This window comes from Denitromonas iodatirespirans, from assembly GCF_018524365.1.
Classification (GTDB): domain Bacteria; phylum Pseudomonadota; class Gammaproteobacteria; order Burkholderiales; family Rhodocyclaceae; genus Nitrogeniibacter; species Nitrogeniibacter iodatirespirans.
This window is the reverse complement of the sequence record NZ_JAEKFT010000004.1, coordinates 225,619-244,009: the sequence shown is the minus strand read 5'-3', so window position 1 is coordinate 244,009 and position 18,391 is coordinate 225,619. Positions and strand designations below refer to the sequence as shown.

Annotated in this window: 16 protein-coding genes; 15 read left to right on the top strand and 1 reads right to left on the bottom strand. The window is 65.2% G+C overall.

Annotated features, from left to right (window positions below; translation table 11 throughout):
* Positions 1 to 42: 42 nt before the first annotated feature.
* Together I8J34_RS05470 and I8J34_RS05465 are read left to right on the top strand one after the other, a co-directional pair.
* Complete coding sequence (locus tag I8J34_RS05470; RefSeq protein WP_214360406.1) at positions 43 to 792, top strand: ABC transporter ATP-binding protein; 750 nt, start codon at positions 43 to 45, stop codon at positions 790 to 792.
* An 82-nt stretch (positions 793 to 874) separates the two neighbouring features.
* Positions 875 to 2,110 carry a DUF1302 family protein gene (locus I8J34_RS05465; protein ID WP_230411721.1) on the top strand — a complete coding sequence of 412 codons (1,236 nt, stop codon included), beginning with the start codon at positions 875 to 877 and terminating at the stop codon, positions 2,108 to 2,110.
* A 39-nt stretch (positions 2,111 to 2,149) separates the two neighbouring features.
* Here I8J34_RS05465 and I8J34_RS05460 read toward each other — a convergent pair whose 3' ends face one another.
* The gene (locus tag I8J34_RS05460) at positions 2,150 to 2,884 is read right to left on the bottom strand and encodes an N-acyl amino acid synthase FeeM domain-containing protein (protein WP_214360370.1); all 735 of its coding nucleotides are present in this window, start codon (positions 2,882 to 2,884) and stop codon (positions 2,150 to 2,152) included.
* A 339-nt stretch (positions 2,885 to 3,223) separates the two neighbouring features.
* Between I8J34_RS05460 and I8J34_RS05455 the strand changes: the two genes are divergently transcribed.
* Genes I8J34_RS05455 through I8J34_RS05395 form a run of 13 tightly spaced genes read left to right on the top strand, consistent with a single transcriptional unit; the run spans position 3,224 to position 18,389 of the window.
* Positions 3,224 to 3,835 carry an XrtA/PEP-CTERM system exopolysaccharide export protein gene (locus I8J34_RS05455; protein ID WP_431193976.1) on the top strand — a complete coding sequence of 204 codons (612 nt, stop codon included), beginning with the start codon at positions 3,224 to 3,226 and terminating at the stop codon, positions 3,833 to 3,835.
* Positions 3,836 to 3,894: 59 nt separating this feature from the next.
* A complete protein-coding gene (locus I8J34_RS05450; protein WP_214360369.1) occupies positions 3,895 to 5,436 on the top strand; it encodes an XrtA system polysaccharide chain length determinant in 1,542 nt (513 codons plus the stop codon).
* Between the two features lie 10 nt (positions 5,437 to 5,446).
* Complete coding sequence (locus I8J34_RS05445) at positions 5,447 to 6,370, top strand: XrtA-associated tyrosine autokinase (RefSeq protein WP_214360368.1); 924 nt, start codon at positions 5,447 to 5,449, stop codon at positions 6,368 to 6,370.
* Positions 6,354 to 7,874 carry a TIGR03016 family PEP-CTERM system-associated outer membrane protein gene (locus I8J34_RS05440; RefSeq protein ID WP_214360367.1) on the top strand — a complete coding sequence of 507 codons (1,521 nt, stop codon included), beginning with the start codon at positions 6,354 to 6,356 and terminating at the stop codon, positions 7,872 to 7,874. Before I8J34_RS05445 ends, I8J34_RS05440 begins: the two co-directional genes overlap by 17 nt.
* A 3-nt stretch (positions 7,875 to 7,877) precedes the next feature.
* Positions 7,878 to 8,963: an XrtA/PEP-CTERM system-associated ATPase gene (locus I8J34_RS05435; RefSeq protein WP_214360366.1), complete on the top strand. Its 1,086-nt coding sequence runs from the start codon at positions 7,878 to 7,880 to the stop codon at positions 8,961 to 8,963.
* Positions 8,960 to 10,123: a non-hydrolyzing UDP-N-acetylglucosamine 2-epimerase gene (wecB, locus tag I8J34_RS05430; protein WP_214360365.1), complete on the top strand. Its 1,164-nt coding sequence runs from the start codon at positions 8,960 to 8,962 to the stop codon at positions 10,121 to 10,123. The genes I8J34_RS05435 and wecB overlap by 4 nt, the downstream gene beginning before the upstream one ends.
* Positions 10,120 to 10,953: an XrtA system polysaccharide deacetylase gene (locus I8J34_RS05425; protein ID WP_214360364.1), complete on the top strand. Its 834-nt coding sequence runs from the start codon at positions 10,120 to 10,122 to the stop codon at positions 10,951 to 10,953. The genes wecB and I8J34_RS05425 overlap by 4 nt, the downstream gene beginning before the upstream one ends.
* Before the next feature lie 22 nt (positions 10,954 to 10,975).
* Positions 10,976 to 12,013, top strand: coding sequence for a FemAB family XrtA/PEP-CTERM system-associated protein (locus I8J34_RS05420; protein WP_214360363.1), 1,038 nt, complete (start codon positions 10,976 to 10,978; stop codon positions 12,011 to 12,013).
* A gap of 2 nt (positions 12,014 to 12,015) precedes the next feature.
* Complete coding sequence (locus I8J34_RS05415) at positions 12,016 to 13,248, top strand: TIGR03087 family PEP-CTERM/XrtA system glycosyltransferase (protein WP_230411720.1); 1,233 nt, start codon at positions 12,016 to 12,018, stop codon at positions 13,246 to 13,248.
* Complete coding sequence (gene xrtA, locus I8J34_RS05410; protein ID WP_214360362.1) at positions 13,245 to 14,780, top strand: exosortase A; 1,536 nt, start codon at positions 13,245 to 13,247, stop codon at positions 14,778 to 14,780. Before I8J34_RS05415 ends, xrtA begins: the two co-directional genes overlap by 4 nt.
* Positions 14,777 to 15,949, top strand: a complete 1,173-nt coding sequence (locus tag I8J34_RS05405; protein WP_214360361.1) for a TIGR03088 family PEP-CTERM/XrtA system glycosyltransferase — start codon at positions 14,777 to 14,779, stop codon at positions 15,947 to 15,949. The genes xrtA and I8J34_RS05405 overlap by 4 nt, the downstream gene beginning before the upstream one ends.
* 20 nt (positions 15,950 to 15,969) lie before the next feature.
* Positions 15,970 to 17,883 carry an XrtA/PEP-CTERM system amidotransferase gene (locus I8J34_RS05400; protein WP_214360360.1) on the top strand — a complete coding sequence of 638 codons (1,914 nt, stop codon included), beginning with the start codon at positions 15,970 to 15,972 and terminating at the stop codon, positions 17,881 to 17,883.
* Positions 17,883 to 18,389: a hypothetical protein gene (locus I8J34_RS05395; RefSeq protein WP_214360359.1), complete on the top strand. Its 507-nt coding sequence runs from the start codon at positions 17,883 to 17,885 to the stop codon at positions 18,387 to 18,389. The genes I8J34_RS05400 and I8J34_RS05395 overlap by 1 nt, the downstream gene beginning before the upstream one ends.
* The last annotated feature ends 2 nt before the right edge of the window (positions 18,390 to 18,391 follow it).

Sequence of the window (18,391 nt, the reverse complement as noted above, 5' to 3'; positions counted from 1 at the left end):
GTGCTATCCTTGTGGCGGTACGACTTTTACTACGGCTGCGACATGGCGATTGTTCAGGTGGAAAATGTCTCCAAGCGTTATCGCTTGGGGAATCAGACGGTGACCGCGCTGCGCGACGTGACCTTGTCTATCGAGCCGGGCGTGTTTCTGGCCATCGCCGGCCCGTCGGGAAGTGGCAAGTCGACAGTACTGAATATTATCGGTTGCATCGATACGCCTTCGACCGGCCGGGTGTTGATCAATGGCCAGGACGTGTCCGGCAAGCATCCTGACGAGTTGGCCGATCTGCGTGCGCGCACGGTGGGGTTCATCTTCCAGACCTTCAACTTGATGCCGGTGCTGTCTGCCGAGGAAAACGTGGAGTATCCCTTGCTCCAGTTCCCCGAATTGAGCAAAACCGAGCGCCAGGAGCGGGTCAAGCATTATCTGTCGATGGTCGGCCTGCGCAAGTATGCGACACACCGGCCCAACCAGCTCTCCGGCGGTCAGCGCCAGCGCGTGGCGATTGCCCGGGCCTTGGCCACGCATTCGAAGATCGTGCTGGCCGACGAGCCGACGGCGAACCTCGACCGCAAGACCGGTGAGAGCATTCTGAAGCTGATGAAGCAGATCAATCGGGAGTCGGGGACGACTTTCGTGTTTTCCACGCATGATCGGCGGGTGATGAACATGGCCGATAGGCTGGTGCGTATCGAGGATGGTGAAATCAAGGCGCTTGGCATGCGCATGGCTGACGGCTGGAAATTCGTCCAGGACCGTCGTGCACAAGACGAAGAAGATCCGGAAATCTAGGGAGAGCTTGATGAGGCGATGGCGAGCAGTGCTTGGGGCGGGGTGTGTGGCGTGGGCGGGTGTTGCCGTTGGGGCGGACGATTTGGGACTGGACGATCTGCTCGATGTGGCGAAGCCGGCGGAGTCGGGGAGCGCGGTGCAAGGGTTCGCCGAGTTCTCCGCGGCGCGCGCGTACGAATCGCCCTCGCATTGGTCCAAACTGCGCGCACGACTGAATTTGCAAGGCAGTGGCCGCCTCAGCGAGCAGGTGAAGTGGAAGCTGTCGGGGCGTTTCGACGCGGATGCGGCGCCGGATATCGAATCCGACGTCTACCCGGCGGCGGTGCGCCGCGACCGGCGCAGCGAGGCAATGATTCGCGAGGCCTACCTCGATATCTCCGCAGGCGACTGGGACTACCGCTTGGGCCGGCAGCATGTGGTTTGGGGGGAGATGGTCGGCCTGTTCTTTGCCGACGTGGTGTCGGCGCGCGACACGCGCGAGTTCTTCCTGCCCGAGTTCGACCAGATGCGCATTCCGCAGTGGGCCGCGCGTGCCGAGTATTTCGGCGCCGGCTGGCATGGCGAGTTGTTGTGGATTCCGTTCCCCAGTGTCGACAACATCGGCAAGCCGGGCGGTGATTTCTATCCGTTCGTGGCACCCGAGGGAACCCGCTTCGCGGGTGAGGATCGGCCGGATCAACGCCTTGGCAACATGAACTGGGGCGCACGGCTGTCGGCCCTGATCGATGGTTGGGATGTGTCGGGGTTCTTCTACCGGAGTACGGACGTGGCGCCGACCTTCTACCGTGTCGGGACGGCGCCGCTGACCTACGAGGCGCGCCACGACAGGATCAACCAGATCGGCGCGACCTTCTCCAAGGATCTGGGCTTTGCCGTCCTCAAGGGTGAGGCGGTGCATACCTCGGGGCGGAAGTTCAACACGAGCGATGCTGCCGCGCCGTTTGGCCTGGTGTCGTCAGACACCCTGGACTATGTGATCGGGCTGGATGTGCCGCTGGCCAGCGTCTGGCGGGTGAACACGCAGTATTACGCCCGCACCCACTTCGATCATCCGGACGGCATGGTGTGGGACAAGCACGAGCAGGGCGCCACGCTCCTGGTCAATCGCGAGTTCGGCGACAAGTTCGAGGCCGAAGTGCTGTGGGCGGCAAGCCTGAGCGGCGGGGGCTATATGTTGCGGCCGAAGGTCGTGTGGCAGATGGATGCCAACTGGCGCGGCATGGCCGGGCTGGACGTGTTCGGCGGGCCGGCCAACGGGATGTTCGGGCGCTTCGATCGCAGTGACCGCGCCTATGTGGAAGTGCGGCGCATGTTCTGACGCCGGGCGCTGCGCCCCGATGGCCGGGGCGGGCGGCTTCTACATCGTGACCAGAGACGGGTCGGCCTGCAGGCGCTTGAGCAGACCGCGCTGCTCGGTGTCATTGAAAAAATACGAGTAGAGACTTCGGGCGCCTGCGTCGGGCCGGCCGGCATGACGCGCGATCTGTTCGTCGGCATAGTCGAGCGGCAGATGGAGCAGCACCGCCGGCGCACTGACACGCGGGCAGATCCGCTCCTCGCCGGCAACGCGCAGGCCGAGCATGCGCTGGTAGAAGGCGACATGCCGGGGATTGACCTCGATGAACAGGTCGGTCCGCCGGTGGATCAGCCGGCCGAAGATGTAGGCCAGGTGGAAGATCGACGCCAGCACTTCTTTCGAGTTGAAGGCCGGGTCGATGGCCAGCCGTGTGAGCTCGCAGACGCTGGCCCCGGTCCTGCGTACGGCGGTGATCTCGTCCGAATACAGCTCGTCGGCCAGCAAGCCCTCGTCGGAATCGAGCTTGAGCGTCAAGGTGCCGAACATGGTGGTGCCGCGCGAGGCGATCAGCGTCAGCTGGTTCGGTTCGTTGTCGATGCGCGACGGTGCATGGGTGAGCAGCCCGCGCCACGCGTACATGCGCTGGATCAGCATGCTGACGTTGCTGCGTTGGCCGTCGGCCCCATTGCCGAGCCGGATCTGGAAATCGCTGCGTGAAAGGACGAATTCGCGGCTGTCGCGATCGTCGGCGGGGGGGATGCCAAGCGAATGAAGAAGGCCGGAATCGTTTGTCACGTCCCTTTGCGGGATAGCGTGATAAGCTCCTTTCAGCCTTGGATTGTGGTGCTGGTGTGCTTCAAATGTGCTCACTTGGTGACCCTCTTTCGACCGATCTGTTGTCGCGGAATGTGTCATGCCAAGTCGCGGATCGATCAGTTCGGACATGCCAATGGACTGCGTCGCGCTGTATTGACTAGGATCGTACTTTAGCCAGTCCTGTGAAGGAAGGCTGTAAGCGTTTGTGTGTTTGTGTAATTGTTCCTTTTGGACTGTGCCTGCCGCCGCTAGGATTCCGTTGGAATGTCGGAGGCCTTTGCCGGCACAAATGACTTGGAGGGGTTGGAAATGAAGCTCATGCGATCTGTGCTGGGGCTTGTCAGTGTTGCGCTTGCGTCGCTCCTGGTGCTGTCGGGATGTGCCAGCGGAAGTTTCCCGCCAGCGCCTGCCGTGGCGGCCGACGCTGAATACAGTTATGTCATCGGGCCGGGCGATACGGTCAATATCGTCGTGTGGCGCAACCCCGAGTTGTCGATGTCGGTGCCGGTGCGCCCCGACGGCAAGATCACCACGCCGTTGGTCGAAGACCTCCAGGCCATGGGCAAGGATGCCAGTACCCTGGCGCGCGACATCGAGAAAGCGCTCGAGAAATACATCCGCGAGCCGGTGGTGACCGTGATCGTCACGAGCTTTGTCGGCCCCTACAGCGAGCAGATCCGTGTGGTCGGTGAGGCGGCCGAGCCGAAGATCCTCCCCTATCGTCAGAAAATGACGGTGCTGGATGTGATGATCGCGGTGGGTGGAATGACCGAGTTTGCCGACGGCAACAAGGCGTCCATCCTGCGCACCGGCGAGGGGAACAAACAGTACAGTGTCCGCCTGTCGGATCTGCTCAAGCGGGGCGACGTGTCGGCCAACGTCGAGATGCGCCCTGGCGATGTCCTGATCATTCCGCAAAGCTGGTTCTGATCTTCACCCCGAACCGACCGGCCGCCGTCATGGCGGCCGGCACACACAGAAGCTGATCTATGGAAGACGTTCTCCGACAACTCGTTGCGTACCTGCGCGGCATGTGGCTGTATCGCTGGTGGGGGCTGATCGGCGCCTGGCTGGTCGGCGCCATCGCCGCCGGTGCGATCTACATGCTGCCCGACCGGTACGAATCGTCCGCGCGTATCTACGTGGATACCCAGTCGGTGCTCAAGCCCCTGATGTCCGGGCTGGCGGTTCAGCCGAACGTGGATCAACAGATCACGATTCTCTCGCGCACCCTGATCAGCCGTCCGAATATCGAAAAGCTGATCCGGATGGCCGATCTCGATCTCACGGTCAAGACCAACAAGGATCGCGAGGAGCTGATCGCGACACTGAACAAGACGCTCCAGATTCGAGGCACGGGGCGGGACAACCTGTTCACCCTTTCCTATGAAGACACCGAGCCCGAGCGCGCCAAGCGAGTCGTTCAATCGCTGGTGTCGATATTTGTCGAGTCCGGCCTGGGCGACAAGCGCAAGGACACCGACTCGGCGCGGCGCTTCATCGAAGAGCAGATCAAGACCTACGAGCAGCGGCTGGACGAGGCCGAAAACCGCTTGAAGGACTTCAAGATCAAGAACATGCACTTGATGCTGGGCGGCAAGGACTATGTGTCGCAGGTCGGGGAAGTGGCGGGGCAGCTGGCCGCCGCGCGTCTGGCCTTGCGTGAAGCTGAAAACTCCCGCAATGCGCTCCAGCGTCAGCTGGTGGGCGAGGAGCCGGTGCTGCTGCCCGAGAATCAATTGGAGCGGAAGGTCTCGATTCCGGAGATCGATGGCCGGATCGACGTCATGCAGCGAAACCTCGACGGTCTGCTGCAGCGTTACACCGAAGTCCACCCCGACGTGGTCGGCACGCGCCGCATCATCGCGCAGTTGCAGGAACAGAAGAAGGCCGAGGTGGAGGCGCGACGCAGCGAGAGCGGGGGTTACGGCGACGTCAACGCCAACCCGGTCTACCAGCAGATGAAGCTGGCGCTGGCCGACGCGGAAGCCAATGTGGCGTCCTTGAATGCACGAGTGGCCGAGTACGAAGCGCGTCAGGCGCAGCTGCAGGCGTCGGCCAAGTTGCTGCCGCAGGTCGAAGCGGAGCTGGCACAGCTGAACCGGGACTACGAGATCAACAAGAAGAACTACGAGACGCTGGTGGGGCGCCGCGAATCGGCCAATATGTCGGTCGAGATGGAGTCTTCCTCGGGCATGGCCGAGTTCCGCCTGATCGATCCGCCCAGCGTGCCGCTCAAGCCGTCCGCGCCCAACCGCATCCTGCTGATGCCGCTGGGTGGTGCCGGTGCCCTGTTGTTCGGTCTGGCGCTCACCTTCGTGCTGAGCCAGATGCGTCCGACCTTCCTGGACGGGCGGGAGTTGCGCGAGGTGGCCGGACTGCCCCTGCTGGGAACGGTCCACGCCACACCCGATCCGGTGCGGCGGCGGCGTCGGCAGCGCCTCAATCTGGCATTTCTCGGCGGGGTCAGCGGTTATGTCGGCGCGTTTGGCGTGCTGACGGTCGCGTTGGCCATGCTGAAAATTACTTGAAGGTCTTGATATGAGTCTTATCGAAAAGGCCGTTGAGCGGCTCGGCCAACTGAAACAGGCGGGGCAGGACGTGCCGGTGATCACGCCGGTGACTGCCGACGCTGGCGAGACTGCCGAGGTTGCCGCTCCCGAGCGCTCCCGCGTGTCGATTCATGCGCCAGAGGCGGAGCCGGTCAGCCGCGAGGTGCATATCGATCTCGAGCGGCTGGGCCATATGGGTTTCGTGACACCGGATCAGCAGCGCTCGGCGATCGCCGAGGAGTACCGCGTCATCAAGCGTCCGCTGCTGCGCAATGCCTCGTCGATACGCGGCGCCAGCCGGGTGGCCAACGGCAACCTGATCATGGTGACCAGTGCGCTGCCGGGCGAGGGCAAGAGTTTCACCGCGCTCAATCTGGCCATGAGCATGGCCATGGAGCTCGACCACTCGGTGCTGTTGGTCGATGCGGATGTCTCCAAGCCGTCCATTCTCAAGCAACTGGGTCTGCCGCCGGAGCGGGGGCTGATGGACGTGCTGGTCGATGCATCGCTCGATCTGCCCGACGTCATCCTGCGGACCAACATCGAGAAGCTCCGCATTCTGCCCGCCGGTTCGGCGACGCAGCGGGCCACCGAAGTGCTCGCCAGCGAAGGGATGAACCGCTTGCTCGACGAGATGGCGAGCCGATACCCGGACCGCATCATCATTTTCGATTCGCCGCCACTGCTTGTGACGACCGAGGCGCGGGCCCTGGCGACGCACATGGGGCAGATCGTGGTCGTCGTCGAGGCCGAGCGCACGACGCATTCGGCGCTCAAGCAGGCCTTGGCGACCATCGATGCCTGCCCGATCAAGATGATGTTGCTGAACAAATCGACCGTTCAGGGGCCGGGAGGCTACTACGGATATGGCTACGGATATGGGCATGAAGCCGACGATGACAAAGCCGCCTGAGTTTCTGCACGCGATCGCACCGCTGGCGGTTGCCGCGGCCTGCTGCATGGCCGGCGGCGCCTGGGCTCAGTCGGTGGTGCAGGTCACGCCGAGCATCAGTTCGCGGCTGACCTTCACCGACAACGTCAATGCGTCGTCCAACAGCGAAAGCGACTGGCTGCTCGAAGTGTCGCCGGGCATCGCCGTGCGCCGCGACTCCGGTCGGGTCAATGGCAACTTCGACGCCTCCCTGCGCAATGTCGTCTATGCCAATTCCGACGACCGCAACACCACCTTCCTGGCCTTGCGCGGCCGGGGGGAAGTCGAGGCGATCGAGCAATTGCTGTTCGTGGACCTCGGCGCGTCGATCAGCCGCAACAACCAGTCGCTGTTCAGTGGCCGATCGAGTGACGACCCGCTCAATACCAGCGCCGACAACGAAGTGCGCTCCTTCAACCTCGGGCCGCGCCTCGAGTTTGCCTTCGGCAACTCGGCCAAGGGCCGTCTGGCCTACAACAACCACTGGCTCAGTGGCGGCGGCAGCACGCTGAGCAACCGGCGCACCGAGACGCTGACCGGCATGCTGGAAGACGGCGAGGCCTTCGGCCCGTTCGGCTGGTCCTTGAGCTACGACAAGGTCAACAGCCACTATCGCGACAACGACACCGAGGCCACGCGCGAGAACGGGCGCCTCGGTGTGAGCTACACGGTGACGCCGCAGTTCATCCTGCGGGCCTCGGTCGGCCGCGAGTCGAACAACTACAATGCGGGCCGGACCGACGAAGGCACGACCCATGGTTACGGCTTCGACTGGTTTCCCACCACCCGCACCTCCGTCACGGCGTTCACCGAGGAGCGTCTGTTCGGTCGGGGCTACGACATAAAAGTTTCCCACCGCGGACCGCGCAGCAGCTGGCGCCTGAGCTATGTGCGCGACTACACCTCCTCCGAAGAGGTGATCGCCGAGTCGCTCGAAGACTATTACTACCAGCTGATTTTCGACAGCCTGGCCGGGCAGGGGCTGAGCAATGTGCAGCGCGATGTCGTGGCGCGTGCGCTCCTGCAACAGTCGGGTCTGACCGGTTCCGGGCTGCAGGTCGGCTTCATCACCAACGCGCAGTATGTCAGCCGCAACCTGCGCGGCGACTTCACCCTGTCCGGGGTGCGCAATACCCTGACCGTTTCGCTCTATCGCACCGAACGGAGCCGGCTGGCGGAGGATCTGATCGTCTCGGCGACCGATGATTTCCGCAACTTCGACCAGATTCGCGATACCGGCATGATCGTCTCGCTCAACCACAAGCTGTCGGGTCTGTCGACCCTGACCGCTTCCGTCGGGCGCAACAATATCCAGGGCTCCGGGGTGACCTCCCAAGACAACAAGCGCACGACCCTCAACCTGGGGGTGTCACGCAGACTTGGGCCGAAATCGACCGGCGGCCTGACCTATCGCCACCAGAAGTCCACCGGCTCTTCCGACTTCACCGAAAACGCGCTGACAGCGACGCTGGGCGTACGGTTCTGATCCATGTATGAGAATTTTTACCGGCTGAGCGGAAAACCGTTCCAGCTCAATCCCGATCCGGCTTTCTTCTACGGTAGCCGGGGCCATCGCCGCGCGATGGCCTATCTGGAATACGGCCTGCACCAGAACGAAGGCTTCATCGTCATCACCGGGGAGATCGGCGCCGGCAAGACCACCCTGGTGCGCAACCTGCTCCAGAAGCTCGATCCGGCCAAGGTGGTGGCAGCGCAGCTGGTCAGCACCCAGATCGACGCCAACGACATCCTGCAACTGGTGGCGGCCGCCTTCGGCGTGCCGAGCAAGGGGCTCGACAAGGCCGGCCTGTTGTTGGCGCTCGAGACCTTCCTGGTGTCGGTGACGGCCTCCGGCAAGCGGGCGCTGCTCATTGTCGACGAGGCGCAGAATCTCACGCCGCGTGCGGTGGAGGAGTTGCGCATGCTGTCGAACTTCCAGCTGGAGGAGCATGCCCTGCTGCAGAGCTTCCTGGTCGGGCAGCCGGAATTTCGCGACATCATGCAAAGCCCCGAAATGCAACAGCTGCGCCAGCGGGTGATCGCCTCCTACCACCTCGGGCCGCTGGATCTTGAAGAGACGCGTGCCTATGTCGAGCACCGCCTCAAGCATGTCGGATGGAAGAATGATCCGCAGTTCGACGTCGCCATCTTCCCGTCGATTTTCCGCGCCTCCGGGGGGGTGCCGCGGCGCATCAACACGCTGTGCGATCGCTTGATGCTGGCCGGCTTCCTCGGCGAGAAGCGCCGGCTGGGCGAGGCGGAAGTCGACGAGGTGCTGCAGGAGATGAAGGAGGAGCAGCGCAGCGGCCGCGGGATCGGCACGGCGCGACTGGCGCCGCTGGCTGGCGGCGCGGCTCCCGGCAACCTGCCGAGCTTCGATCCGGGCAAGCTCGATCTCGACCCGTCGGTGGCGCGGCAGTTTGCGCAACTGGCCGCCGGCTTCGACGCCGCGCGCATCGAGGCCCGCCTGAGCCAGCTCGAACAGGCCATGTCCACCACGCTGGCGCTGATGAACCGGATCGTCGCGGCGCACGCCATCGACAACGACGAAGACAGCGACAAGGCCGCCAAATGACCGGACCGACGACCGCGCCGGTGATCTGCATCGTCGGCGCACGCCCCAACTACATGAAGATGGCGCCCATCATGCGCGCCTTTGCGGCGCACTCGCCACGCATCCCGACGCTGTTGGTGCATACCGGCCAGCACTACGATGCGGCCATGAACGACCGCTTGTTCACCGATCTCGAACTGCCGCGGGCCGATGTCAATCTGGAAGTCGGCTCCGCCTCCCACGCGGTGCAGACCGCCGAAGTGATGAAGCGCTTCGAGCCGGTCATGGACGCCCACGGCGCGCGCGCCGTGCTGGTGGTCGGCGATGTCAATTCCACGCTTGCCTGCGCGCTGGTGGCCGCCAAACGCCATGTGCCGGTGATCCATGTCGAGGCGGGCTTGCGCAGCGGCGACCGGCGCATGCCCGAAGAGATCAACCGGGTGCTGACCGACCAGATGTCGGATGTGCTGTACACCACCGAGCGCTCGGCGCACGATAACCTGGCCCGCGAGGGGATCGATCCGGAGCGGGCGTTGTTCGTCGGCAACGTGATGATCGACACCCTGATCGCCAATCGCCACAAGGCGGTGGCGCCCGAGCAACTGCTGGCACAAGCCGGCCTCGATCCGCACCGGATTGCCGACGGTTTCGGCGTGGTGACGCTGCACCGGCCGTCGAATGTGGACGATGCGGCGATGCTGCGCCGGTTGATCGAAACCCTGCACACGGTGAGCCGCAAGCTGCCGCTGATCTTTGCCCTGCATCCGCGCACGCGCAAGAACATCGAGGCGCACGGCCTGTCGTCGCTGCTCGAGGCGCCCGGCTTCCTGATCCTGCCGCCGCAGGGCTACCTCGAAATGCTGGGTCTGATGGCCGGTGCGCGTCTGGTCCTCACCGATTCGGGCGGCATTCAGGAAGAGACCACCGCGCTCGGCGTGCCGTGTCTCACCATGCGCGAGAGCACCGAACGGCCGATCACCGTGACCGAAGGCACCAACACCATCGTGGCCGGCGACCCGCAGGCGATCCTCGACGGGGTCGATGCGGTGCTGGCCGGTGGCGGCAAGGGCCGGCGCATTCCCGAGGGCTGGGACGGCCGCGCCGCCGAGCGCATTGCCGCCCACCTGGCGGGCTGGCTGGCGGCACGCGAAGCGCCCTCGGCGGCCGGAGTGCCCGCATGAGCGTCGTCAATGCGCTCACCATCGACGTGGAAGACTACTTCCAGGTGTCGGCGCTGGCGCCGCATTTCCCACGTCGCGACTGGGACACCGTCCCCTGCCGCGTCGAGCGGAATGTCGATCTGATCCTGTCCTTGCTGCATGAATACGGCGCCAAGGGCACCTTCTTCACCCTCGGCTGGATCGCCGAGCGCTATCCGCACCTGGTGCGCCTGATCGCCCTGGAAGGGCACGAAGTGGCCAGCCACGGCTATGCCCACCAGCGCGCCAGCGAGCAGACCCCCGAGGCCTTCGGCGCGGACATCCGTCTGGCCAAAACCGTGCTCGAGGACATCGCCGGCACCGAGGTCAAGGGCTATCGGGCGCCGAGTTTCTCGATCGGCGATCGCAACCCCTGGGCGCACGACTGCATCGCCGAGGCCGGTTACGCCTACAGTTCGAGCGTGTACCCGGTCAAGCACGATCACTACGGCATGCCCGACGCGCCGCGTTTTCCCTATCGGCTCGAAAACGGCCTGATCGAGATGCCGATCACCACGGTGCGTTATCTGGGGCGCAACCTGCCGGCCGGTGGCGGCGGGTATTTCCGCCTCCTGCCGTATTCCGCCTCGCGCTGGCTGATCCGTCGGGTCAATGAAGAGGAGCGTCGTTCGGCGATGTTCTACTTCCACCCCTGGGAGATCGATCCCGATCAGCCGGTGGTGCCGGGGACGAGCCTCAAAACCCGCTTTCGCCACTACGTCAATCTGTCACGCACCGAGGGCAGACTGCGCCAGTTGATGTCCGATTTTGCCTGGGGACGGATGGACGAAGTGTTTCTCGCCACGGCGTAAGCGCGCCGGACCAAGACATCTCATGCCACACGCCGATCTGACCGTCCACGCCCTGACGCAAAGCGACCACGCCGCGTGGGACGCCTTTGTCGTCGACTGCCCGCAGGCCACCTTCTTCCATCGCGCCGCCTGGCAAGGCTTGATGGAAGACGTGTTCGGCCATCGCACGCATTTCCTTTTCGCCCGCCGCGCAGGGCAGATCGTTGCCGTGCTGCCGCTGGCCGAAGTGCACAGCCGCCTCTTCGGCCATTCGCTCACCTCGCTGCCGTTCTGTGTCTATGGCGGCATCGTTGGCGATCCTGACGCGGTCCCGCTGCTCGAAGCCGAGGCCGAGCGCATCGCCCTGGCGCGGGGGGTTCAGCACCTGGAATATCGCAACCTCACGCCCCGGCACACCGACTGGCCGCGGCAGGATCTGTACGTGACCTTCCGCAAGGCCATCGATCCCGATGTCGAGGCGAATCTGGCGGCCATTCCGCGCAAGCAGCGGGCGATGGTGCGCAAGGGCATCAAGAACGGGCTGGTGAGTCAGATCGACCCCGATGTCGAGCGCTTTTTTGCGCTGTATGCCGACAACGTGCGGCGCCATGGCACGCCCGCACTGCCCAAGCGATTTTTCGCGGCCCTGATGACGGCCTTTGGCGACGACTGCCAGGTGCAGACGGTCACCGGCCCCGACGGCAAGTTGCTGTCGAGCGTGCTGAGCTTCTATTTCCGCGACGAGGTGCTGCCCTATTACGCGGGTGACGACCTCGCGGCGCGGGCGCTGGCGGCTAACGATTTCAAGTACTGGGCGCTGATGCAGCACGCCTGCGAGCGCGGCGCGCGCCTGTTCGACTACGGCCGCAGCAAGATCGGCACCGGTCCCTACAGCTTCAAGAAGAACTGGGGTTTCGAGCCGCAGCCGCTGTCCTACGAGTACCGCCTCTACAAACGCGATGCGGTGCCGCAGAACAACCCCATGAACCCCAAGTACCGGGCGTTCATCGCCCTGTGGAAACGGCTGCCGCTGCCGGTGGCCAACGCGCTTGGGCCGTTCATCGTGCGGAATCTGGGCTGACCATGCAAAAGCCGCCGCTGCTCTATCTCGTGCATCGCATCCCGTATCCGCCCAACAAGGGCGACAAACTGCGCTCGTTTCATATCCTGCGCCATCTGGCGATGCACTACCGGGTGTTCCTGGCCACCTTCGTCGACCACCCGGACGACTGGGCCCATGTGCCGGCGCTGAACACCTGGTGTGCCGGCGTGCATGCCGTGCGGCTCAAGCCGACGTCCGCCCGGATCCGCAGTCTGCGCGGCGTGCTGACCGGCGAGGCGCTCAGCGTGCCCTATTACCGCGATGCGGGTCTGCAGGCCTGGGTGCGCGAGGTGGTACGCCACGAAGATATTCGCCAGGCCGTGGTGTTCTCCGGCCCGATGGCGCAGTACCTCGAGGGCTTGCCGCTGGCGCGCACGGTGATCGATTTCTGCGATGTCGATTCCGCCAAATGGACCCAGTACGCCGCCTCGCGGCGCGGCCCGATGGCCTGGCTGTATCGCCGTGAAGGGCGCTTGCTGAGCAATTTCGAACGGCGCTGGGCCGGCCGGGCGGATGTGTCGAGTTTCGTGACCCGGGCCGAGGCCGATCTGTTTCTGGCCGATGCGCCGCATCTGGCCGACCGGGTGCTGGCGATCGAGAACGGCGTCGATGCCGAGGTGTTTTCGCCGGCCAATGGTGGCGAGCGCCCGTTCGGGCGGGGAGGGCCGCATATCGTGTTCACCGGCGCCATGGACTACTGGCCGAATATCGATGCGGCCACCTGGTTCGCGCGCGAGGTGATGCCGCGCGTGTGGACGACGCTGCCCGAGGCCTGCTTCACCATCGTCGGCATGAACCCGACGCCGGGCGTCCGCGCCCTGGCGGTGCCGGAGCGGATCGTGGTGACGGGGACGGTGCCCGATGTGCGGCCGTATGTGCACCATGCCGATGTCGTCGTCGCGCCGTTGCGGGTGGCGCGCGGCATCCAGAACAAGGTGCTCGAAGCGATGTCGATGGGCCGTCCGGTGGTGGCCTCCGCTGCTGCTGCGACCGGCCTGCGGGGCGTGACGGGCGTCACCCATGAGGAGGCCGAGACGCCGGAGGACTACCTGGCGGCCATCCGCCGTTGCCTCGACCCCGAACGCGGGCGTGCGATGGGGCTGGCGGCACGCCAGGCCGTGCTCGACCAGTACGCCTGGGACGCCCATCTGAAGGCGCTTCCGCGCGCCCTGACGGTGTCGGGCAGCGTGCAACCCGAAGCGGTGAGCGCATGAGTAGCGTGCCGCATCCGCTCGATCTGGCGGCGCCGCGTACGCCACCGTGGCACGTGCTGGCGACGCTGCTGGGCGTGTTGCTGGTGTGGGCGCTGGCCTACCGGGACTCGCTGATGGATATGGCGGCCATCTGGTCGCGCTCCGATACGTTTGCGCACGGATTCGTGGTGCTGCCGATCTCCGCCTACCTGATCTGGATGCAGCGCGCGCACCTGGCCGGCTGTCGGCCGAAACCGGCAGTGTCCGTGTTGCCGCTGGTCCTGCTGGCGGCATTCGCCTGGGTGCTGGGGCGTCTGACCAGCGTGGCCGCGCTCGAGCATGTGTCGGCGGTAGCGGTGCTGGTGAGTGCGCTGTGGTGCGGGCTCGGCCACCGGCTGTTTCGTCGTCTGGCCTTTCCGCTGGGCTTCCTGATGTTCATGGCGCCGGTCGGCGAGTTCCTGGTGCCGGTGCTGATGCACTACACCGCCGAATTCACGGTGAGCGCCGTACGGGCCAGCGGCGTGCCGGTGTACCAGGAAGGCCTGCAGTTCGTGCTGCCGAACGGTCGCTGGTCGGTGGTCGAAGCCTGCAGCGGCATTCGCTACCTGATCGCCTCCTTCATGGTCGGCACGCTGTATGCCTACCTGAACTACCAGAAGCTGCACAAGCGGCTGATGTTTGCCTTGGTTGCGCTGCTGATCCCGATCATCGCCAACTGGGTGCGCGCCTACATCATCGTCATGCTCGGCTACCTGAGCGACAACGCACTGGCTGCCGGGGTGGACCACCTGATCTATGGCTGGGTGTTCTTCGGCGTCGTCATTCTCACCATGTTCTGGCTGGGCAACCGCTGGCGCGATCCCGAGCCCGACGACGCAGCTGCAGCCTCGTCGGCGGTGGAGCCGGTGGTGCGGCGCATGCCGACCGGGGCGCTGGTATGGCTGGTGCTGGCCCTGTTTGCCGGGCCGGGGCTCGGCGCCTGGCTGGCGCCGGCCGACCGCGTGGTGTCGGTCACGCTCGGCACGCCCGCGGCGGCCGACGGCTGGCGGGCGCAGGCCGGGCCGCTGCTCCCGTTCAGACCCGCCTTTGCCGGTTTCCGGGCCGACCATGCCGGGCACTACATCGGCCCGGCCGGCGAGGTCGGCCTGTATCTGGCTTTCTATGCCGAGCAGGTGGCTGGCCATGAAATGCTCAGTTCGGACAACCAGATCGTGTTTGGCGAGAAGTCGCCCTGGCATGTGGTCGAGACGGCACTCGAAGACAGCCCGGTCGGGCAAGTGCGCTATGAGCGGCTGAGCGGTCCGCAAGGCCCCCTGTTCGTGTGGCGCTGGTACCAGATCGATGACGATACGCTGACTAACCGGCTGCGCGCCAAACTGCGCTTGTCCTGGGCGCGATTGGCCGGGCAGGGGGACAGCAGCGCGCATGTGGTGGTCATGGTGCACAGTGACAGCGTCGAGTCGGCCCGGCCGATAGCGATGGCCTTCCTGACGGCCCATCGCCACGCCTTGAATGCGACCCTCGCCGCCGCCTCGGCGGAGGCGCAGCGGTGACCGGAGCCCATGTGCCGCTGGTGGCGCATGTCGTCCATGGCTTTCGTATCGGCGGCCTCGAAAACGGGGTGGTCAACCTGATCAACCGGATGCCGGCATCGCGCTATCGCCATGTGGTGATCGCGCTCACCGACTGCGATCCGGCGTTCTGCCGGCGTGTGACGCGGGAGGATGTCGACTTCATCTCGCTGCGGCTGCCGCCGGGCCACGGCCTGCGCCACTATCGCCAGGTCTATCGCCTGCTGCGCCAACTCAGGCCCGACATCGTCCATACCCGCAACCTGGCGGCGCTCGAGATGGTGGTGCCGGCCTGGGCGGCGGGCGTGCCGGTGAGGATCCATGGCGAACATGGCTGGGATACCGGCGATCCGGGCGGCGCGTCGCGCAAGTATCGCCTGCTGCGGCGCCTGTATGCGCCGTTCGTGACGCAGTACATTGCCCTGTCGCGACAGCTCTCGTCATATTTGCAGCAGGGCGTCGGCATTGCCGAGCATCGCATCTCGCGCATCTGCAACGGCGTGGATGCCGTGCGCTTCGCCCCTGCGGCGGATCGGCAGATGCTGGCGCCGGCGGGCTTCTGCCCGGCGCAAGGGGTGGTGTTCGGCACGGTGGGCCGGCTCCAGACCGTGAAGGATCAGCTCACCCTGGTGCGCGCCTTCGGCCGCTGGCTGGCTGACGATGCCGATGCCGCAGCGCGGGCGCGTCTGGTGATCGTCGGCGACGGGCCGCAGCGCGGCGAGGTCGAGGCCGAGATTGCGGCCGCTGGCGTCCAGGACCAGGTGTGGCTGGCCGGCGCGCGGGACGATGTGCCGGCGCTGCTGCAAAGCATGGATGTGTTTGTGCTGCCGTCCAAGGCCGAGGGGATTTCGAATACCCTGCTCGAGGCCATGGCCTCGGGCTTGCCGGTGATTGCCACCGAGGTGGGTGGGAACGGCGAGCTGGTGCAGGCCGAGCGGACCGGATTGCTGGTGCCGCCAGAAGATCCGGCCGCGATGGCGGGTGCGATGCGCGCGCTGTTTCACGACCCGGCCAGACGCAGCGCCCAGCGCCTGGCGGCGCGTGCGCGCATCGAGGCGGAGTTCAGCCTCGACGCGATGGTGGCGGGCTACATGGCGGTCTATGACAGAATGTTGACACGCGCGGGGCGGGCCGTGGCTGTGTCGGCCTAACGAACCTACGGAAGCGATTTATGTGCGGTATTGCCGGTCTGTTTGATCTGGAGGGGCGTCGGGACTTTTCGCGTGAGCTGGTGACGCGGATGAGCGACGTCCAATACCACCGCGGGCCGGATGAAGGCGGTTACCACTTCGAGCCGGGCGTGGCGCTGGCCCATCGGCGGCTGTCGATCATCGATCTGGCCACCGGCCAGCAGCCGCTGTTCAACGAAGATCACAGCGTATGCGTGGTCTTCAATGGCGAAATCTACAACTACCAGTCGCTGGTGCCTGAGCTCGAAGCGCTGGGGCATGTGTTCCGCACCCACAGCGATACCGAAGTCATCGTCCATGCCTGGGAGGCCTGGGGCGAGGCCTGCGTCGAGCGCTTCCGCGGCATGTTCGCCTTCGCGCTGTGGGATCGCAATCGCGAGACCTTCTTCCTGGCGCGCGACCGGCTCGGCGTCAAGCCGCTGTTCTACGGCGTGATGGGCGATGGCAGCTTCGCCTTCGGCTCCGAACTCAAGGTGCTGATGGCGCATCCCGGCCTGGACCGGCGTGTCGATCCGCAGGCCGTCGAGGAGTATTTCGCGCTCGGCTACGTGGCCGAGCCGCGCACCATCTATCGTGGCGCCGCCAAGCTCGATCCCGGCCACACGCTGACCCTGCGGCGCGGCCAGCCGGTGCCGGCCAGCCGGCCCTACTGGGACGTGCGCTTCACGCTCGACAACCCGATCCGCCTGGACGACGCGGTGGCGGAGCTGAACGAGCGCCTGCACGAGTCGATCCGCCTGCGCATGATTTCTGAGGTGCCGCTGGGCGCCTTCCTGTCCGGCGGGGTGGATTCGAGCGCGGTGGTGGCGACCATGGCCGACCTGTCGTCCGGCCCGGTCAATACCTGCTCGATCGCCTTCGACGACCCGGCCTTCAACGAATCCGAATTCGCCAAGATGGTGGCCGACCGCTACCACACCAACCACCATGTCGAGACCGTCCAGTCCGACGATTTCGACCTGATCGATCGCCTATCGTCGCTCTACGACGAGCCCTATGCCGACAGCTCGGCGATCCCCACCTATCGCGTCTGCGAACTGGCGCGCAAGCATGTGACGGTGGCGCTTTCCGGCGACGGCGGGGACGAGAGCTTCGGTGGCTATCGACGCTACCGCCTGCACCTGATGGAGCAGCGCATGCGCGACGCCATGCCGCTGGGCCTGCGCCGGCCGTTGTTCGGCGCACTCGGCCAGCTCTATCCCAAGGCGGACTGGGCGCCGCGCATGTTCCGCGCCAAGACCACCTTCCAGGCGCTGGCCCGGGATGCGGTCGAGGCCTACTTCCACTCGGTGTCGATCCTGCGGGACGACATGCGCAGCCAGGTGTTTTCCGACCGCTTCCGGCGCGAGCTGGGCGACTACAACGCGCGCGAGGTGTTCCGCCGCCATGCCGGCAATGCGCAGACGGACGATCCGCTGGCGCTGATCCAGTACCTGGATCTGAAGACCTATCTGGTCGGCGACATCAACACCAAGGTCGATCGCGCCAGCATGGCCCATTCGCTGGAAGTGCGCGAGCCGCTCATGGACCATCCGCTGGTCGAGTGGCTGGCCACCTTGCCCAACGACCTCAAGATCCGGGGCCAGGAGGGCAAATTCCTGTTCAAGAAGGCCCTGGAGCCGGCACTGCCCGGCGATGTGCTCTACCGCCCGAAAATGGGCTTCGCCGTGCCGCTGGCGCGCTGGTTCCGCGGCCCGCTCCGTGATCGGGTGCGCGAACGCCTGACCGGCGAGGTGATGGCCGATGCCGGCATGTTCGACATGGCCCAGTTGCGCCGCCTGGTGGATGACCACCAGTCCGGACGGCGCGACTACAGCGCGCCGCTATGGACCTTGATGATGTTCGAGTCCTTCCTGCGCGGCGGGGAGGGCGGCAAGCGGGTGGATGCTGCGTAATGTTCGAGGCGTCCGCGACCGGTGTCGAACCGCGGGTGCTGATGTATGTGCCCGGCGGGGGGTTTCAGCTCGAAACGCAGATGCTGCTCGCGCAACTCCATGGCATCGAGGCGATTTTGTTGTTACCAAATGATTCCATCGTCTCGCCATGGATGGCTCCCTATGTCATCCACCGGGTATCCCCTTTGGGCAGCCGGGCCAACAGCGGCCGAGTGCATACCGCACTGCGGTTCGCACGAAATCTCTGGCAGAGCTTTCGGGTATTTCGGCGTACCCGTCCGGACTATGTGGTGTGTGTGGGTTCGTCGATCTGCGTGCCGGGCTTCCTGGTGGCGCGGTTGATGCGCTTGAGAACTGTCTATATTGAGAGCATTACCCGAACCGACGAATTGTCGGTTACCGGTAGGCTGATCGAGCGCTTTCACCTGGCCTCGCGGTTTTATGTGCAGTGGCCGGAGCAGGTGGCAGGTCGCCGTGGGCGGCACTACCGGGGGGAGGTGTTGTAATG

What these genes read in the sequence shown, in the direction of transcription:
- I8J34_RS05415 (WP_230411720.1), top strand. Translation starts at nt 12,016, where the DNA reads ATGCAAAAGCCGCCGCTGCTCTATCTCGTGCATCGCATCCCGTATCCG.
- I8J34_RS05450 (WP_214360369.1), top strand. Translation starts at nt 3,895, where the DNA reads ATGGAAGACGTTCTCCGACAACTCGTTGCGTACCTGCGCGGCATGTGG.
- I8J34_RS05435 (WP_214360366.1), top strand. Translation starts at nt 7,878, where the DNA reads ATGTATGAGAATTTTTACCGGCTGAGCGGAAAACCGTTCCAGCTCAAT.
- I8J34_RS05395 (WP_214360359.1), top strand. Translation starts at nt 17,883, where the DNA reads ATGTTCGAGGCGTCCGCGACCGGTGTCGAACCGCGGGTGCTGATGTAT.
- I8J34_RS05400 (WP_214360360.1), top strand. Translation starts at nt 15,970, where the DNA reads ATGTGCGGTATTGCCGGTCTGTTTGATCTGGAGGGGCGTCGGGACTTT.
- I8J34_RS05440 (WP_214360367.1), top strand. Translation starts at nt 6,354, where the DNA reads ATGACAAAGCCGCCTGAGTTTCTGCACGCGATCGCACCGCTGGCGGTT.
- I8J34_RS05470 (WP_214360406.1), top strand. Translation starts at nt 43, where the DNA reads ATGGCGATTGTTCAGGTGGAAAATGTCTCCAAGCGTTATCGCTTGGGG.
- wecB (WP_214360365.1), top strand. Translation starts at nt 8,960, where the DNA reads ATGACCGGACCGACGACCGCGCCGGTGATCTGCATCGTCGGCGCACGC.
- I8J34_RS05455 (WP_431193976.1), top strand. Translation starts at nt 3,224, where the DNA reads ATGCGATCTGTGCTGGGGCTTGTCAGTGTTGCGCTTGCGTCGCTCCTG.
- xrtA (WP_214360362.1), top strand. Translation starts at nt 13,245, where the DNA reads ATGAGTAGCGTGCCGCATCCGCTCGATCTGGCGGCGCCGCGTACGCCA.
- I8J34_RS05425 (WP_214360364.1), top strand. Translation starts at nt 10,120, where the DNA reads ATGAGCGTCGTCAATGCGCTCACCATCGACGTGGAAGACTACTTCCAG.
- I8J34_RS05420 (WP_214360363.1), top strand. Translation starts at nt 10,976, where the DNA reads ATGCCACACGCCGATCTGACCGTCCACGCCCTGACGCAAAGCGACCAC.
- I8J34_RS05445 (WP_214360368.1), top strand. Translation starts at nt 5,447, where the DNA reads ATGAGTCTTATCGAAAAGGCCGTTGAGCGGCTCGGCCAACTGAAACAG.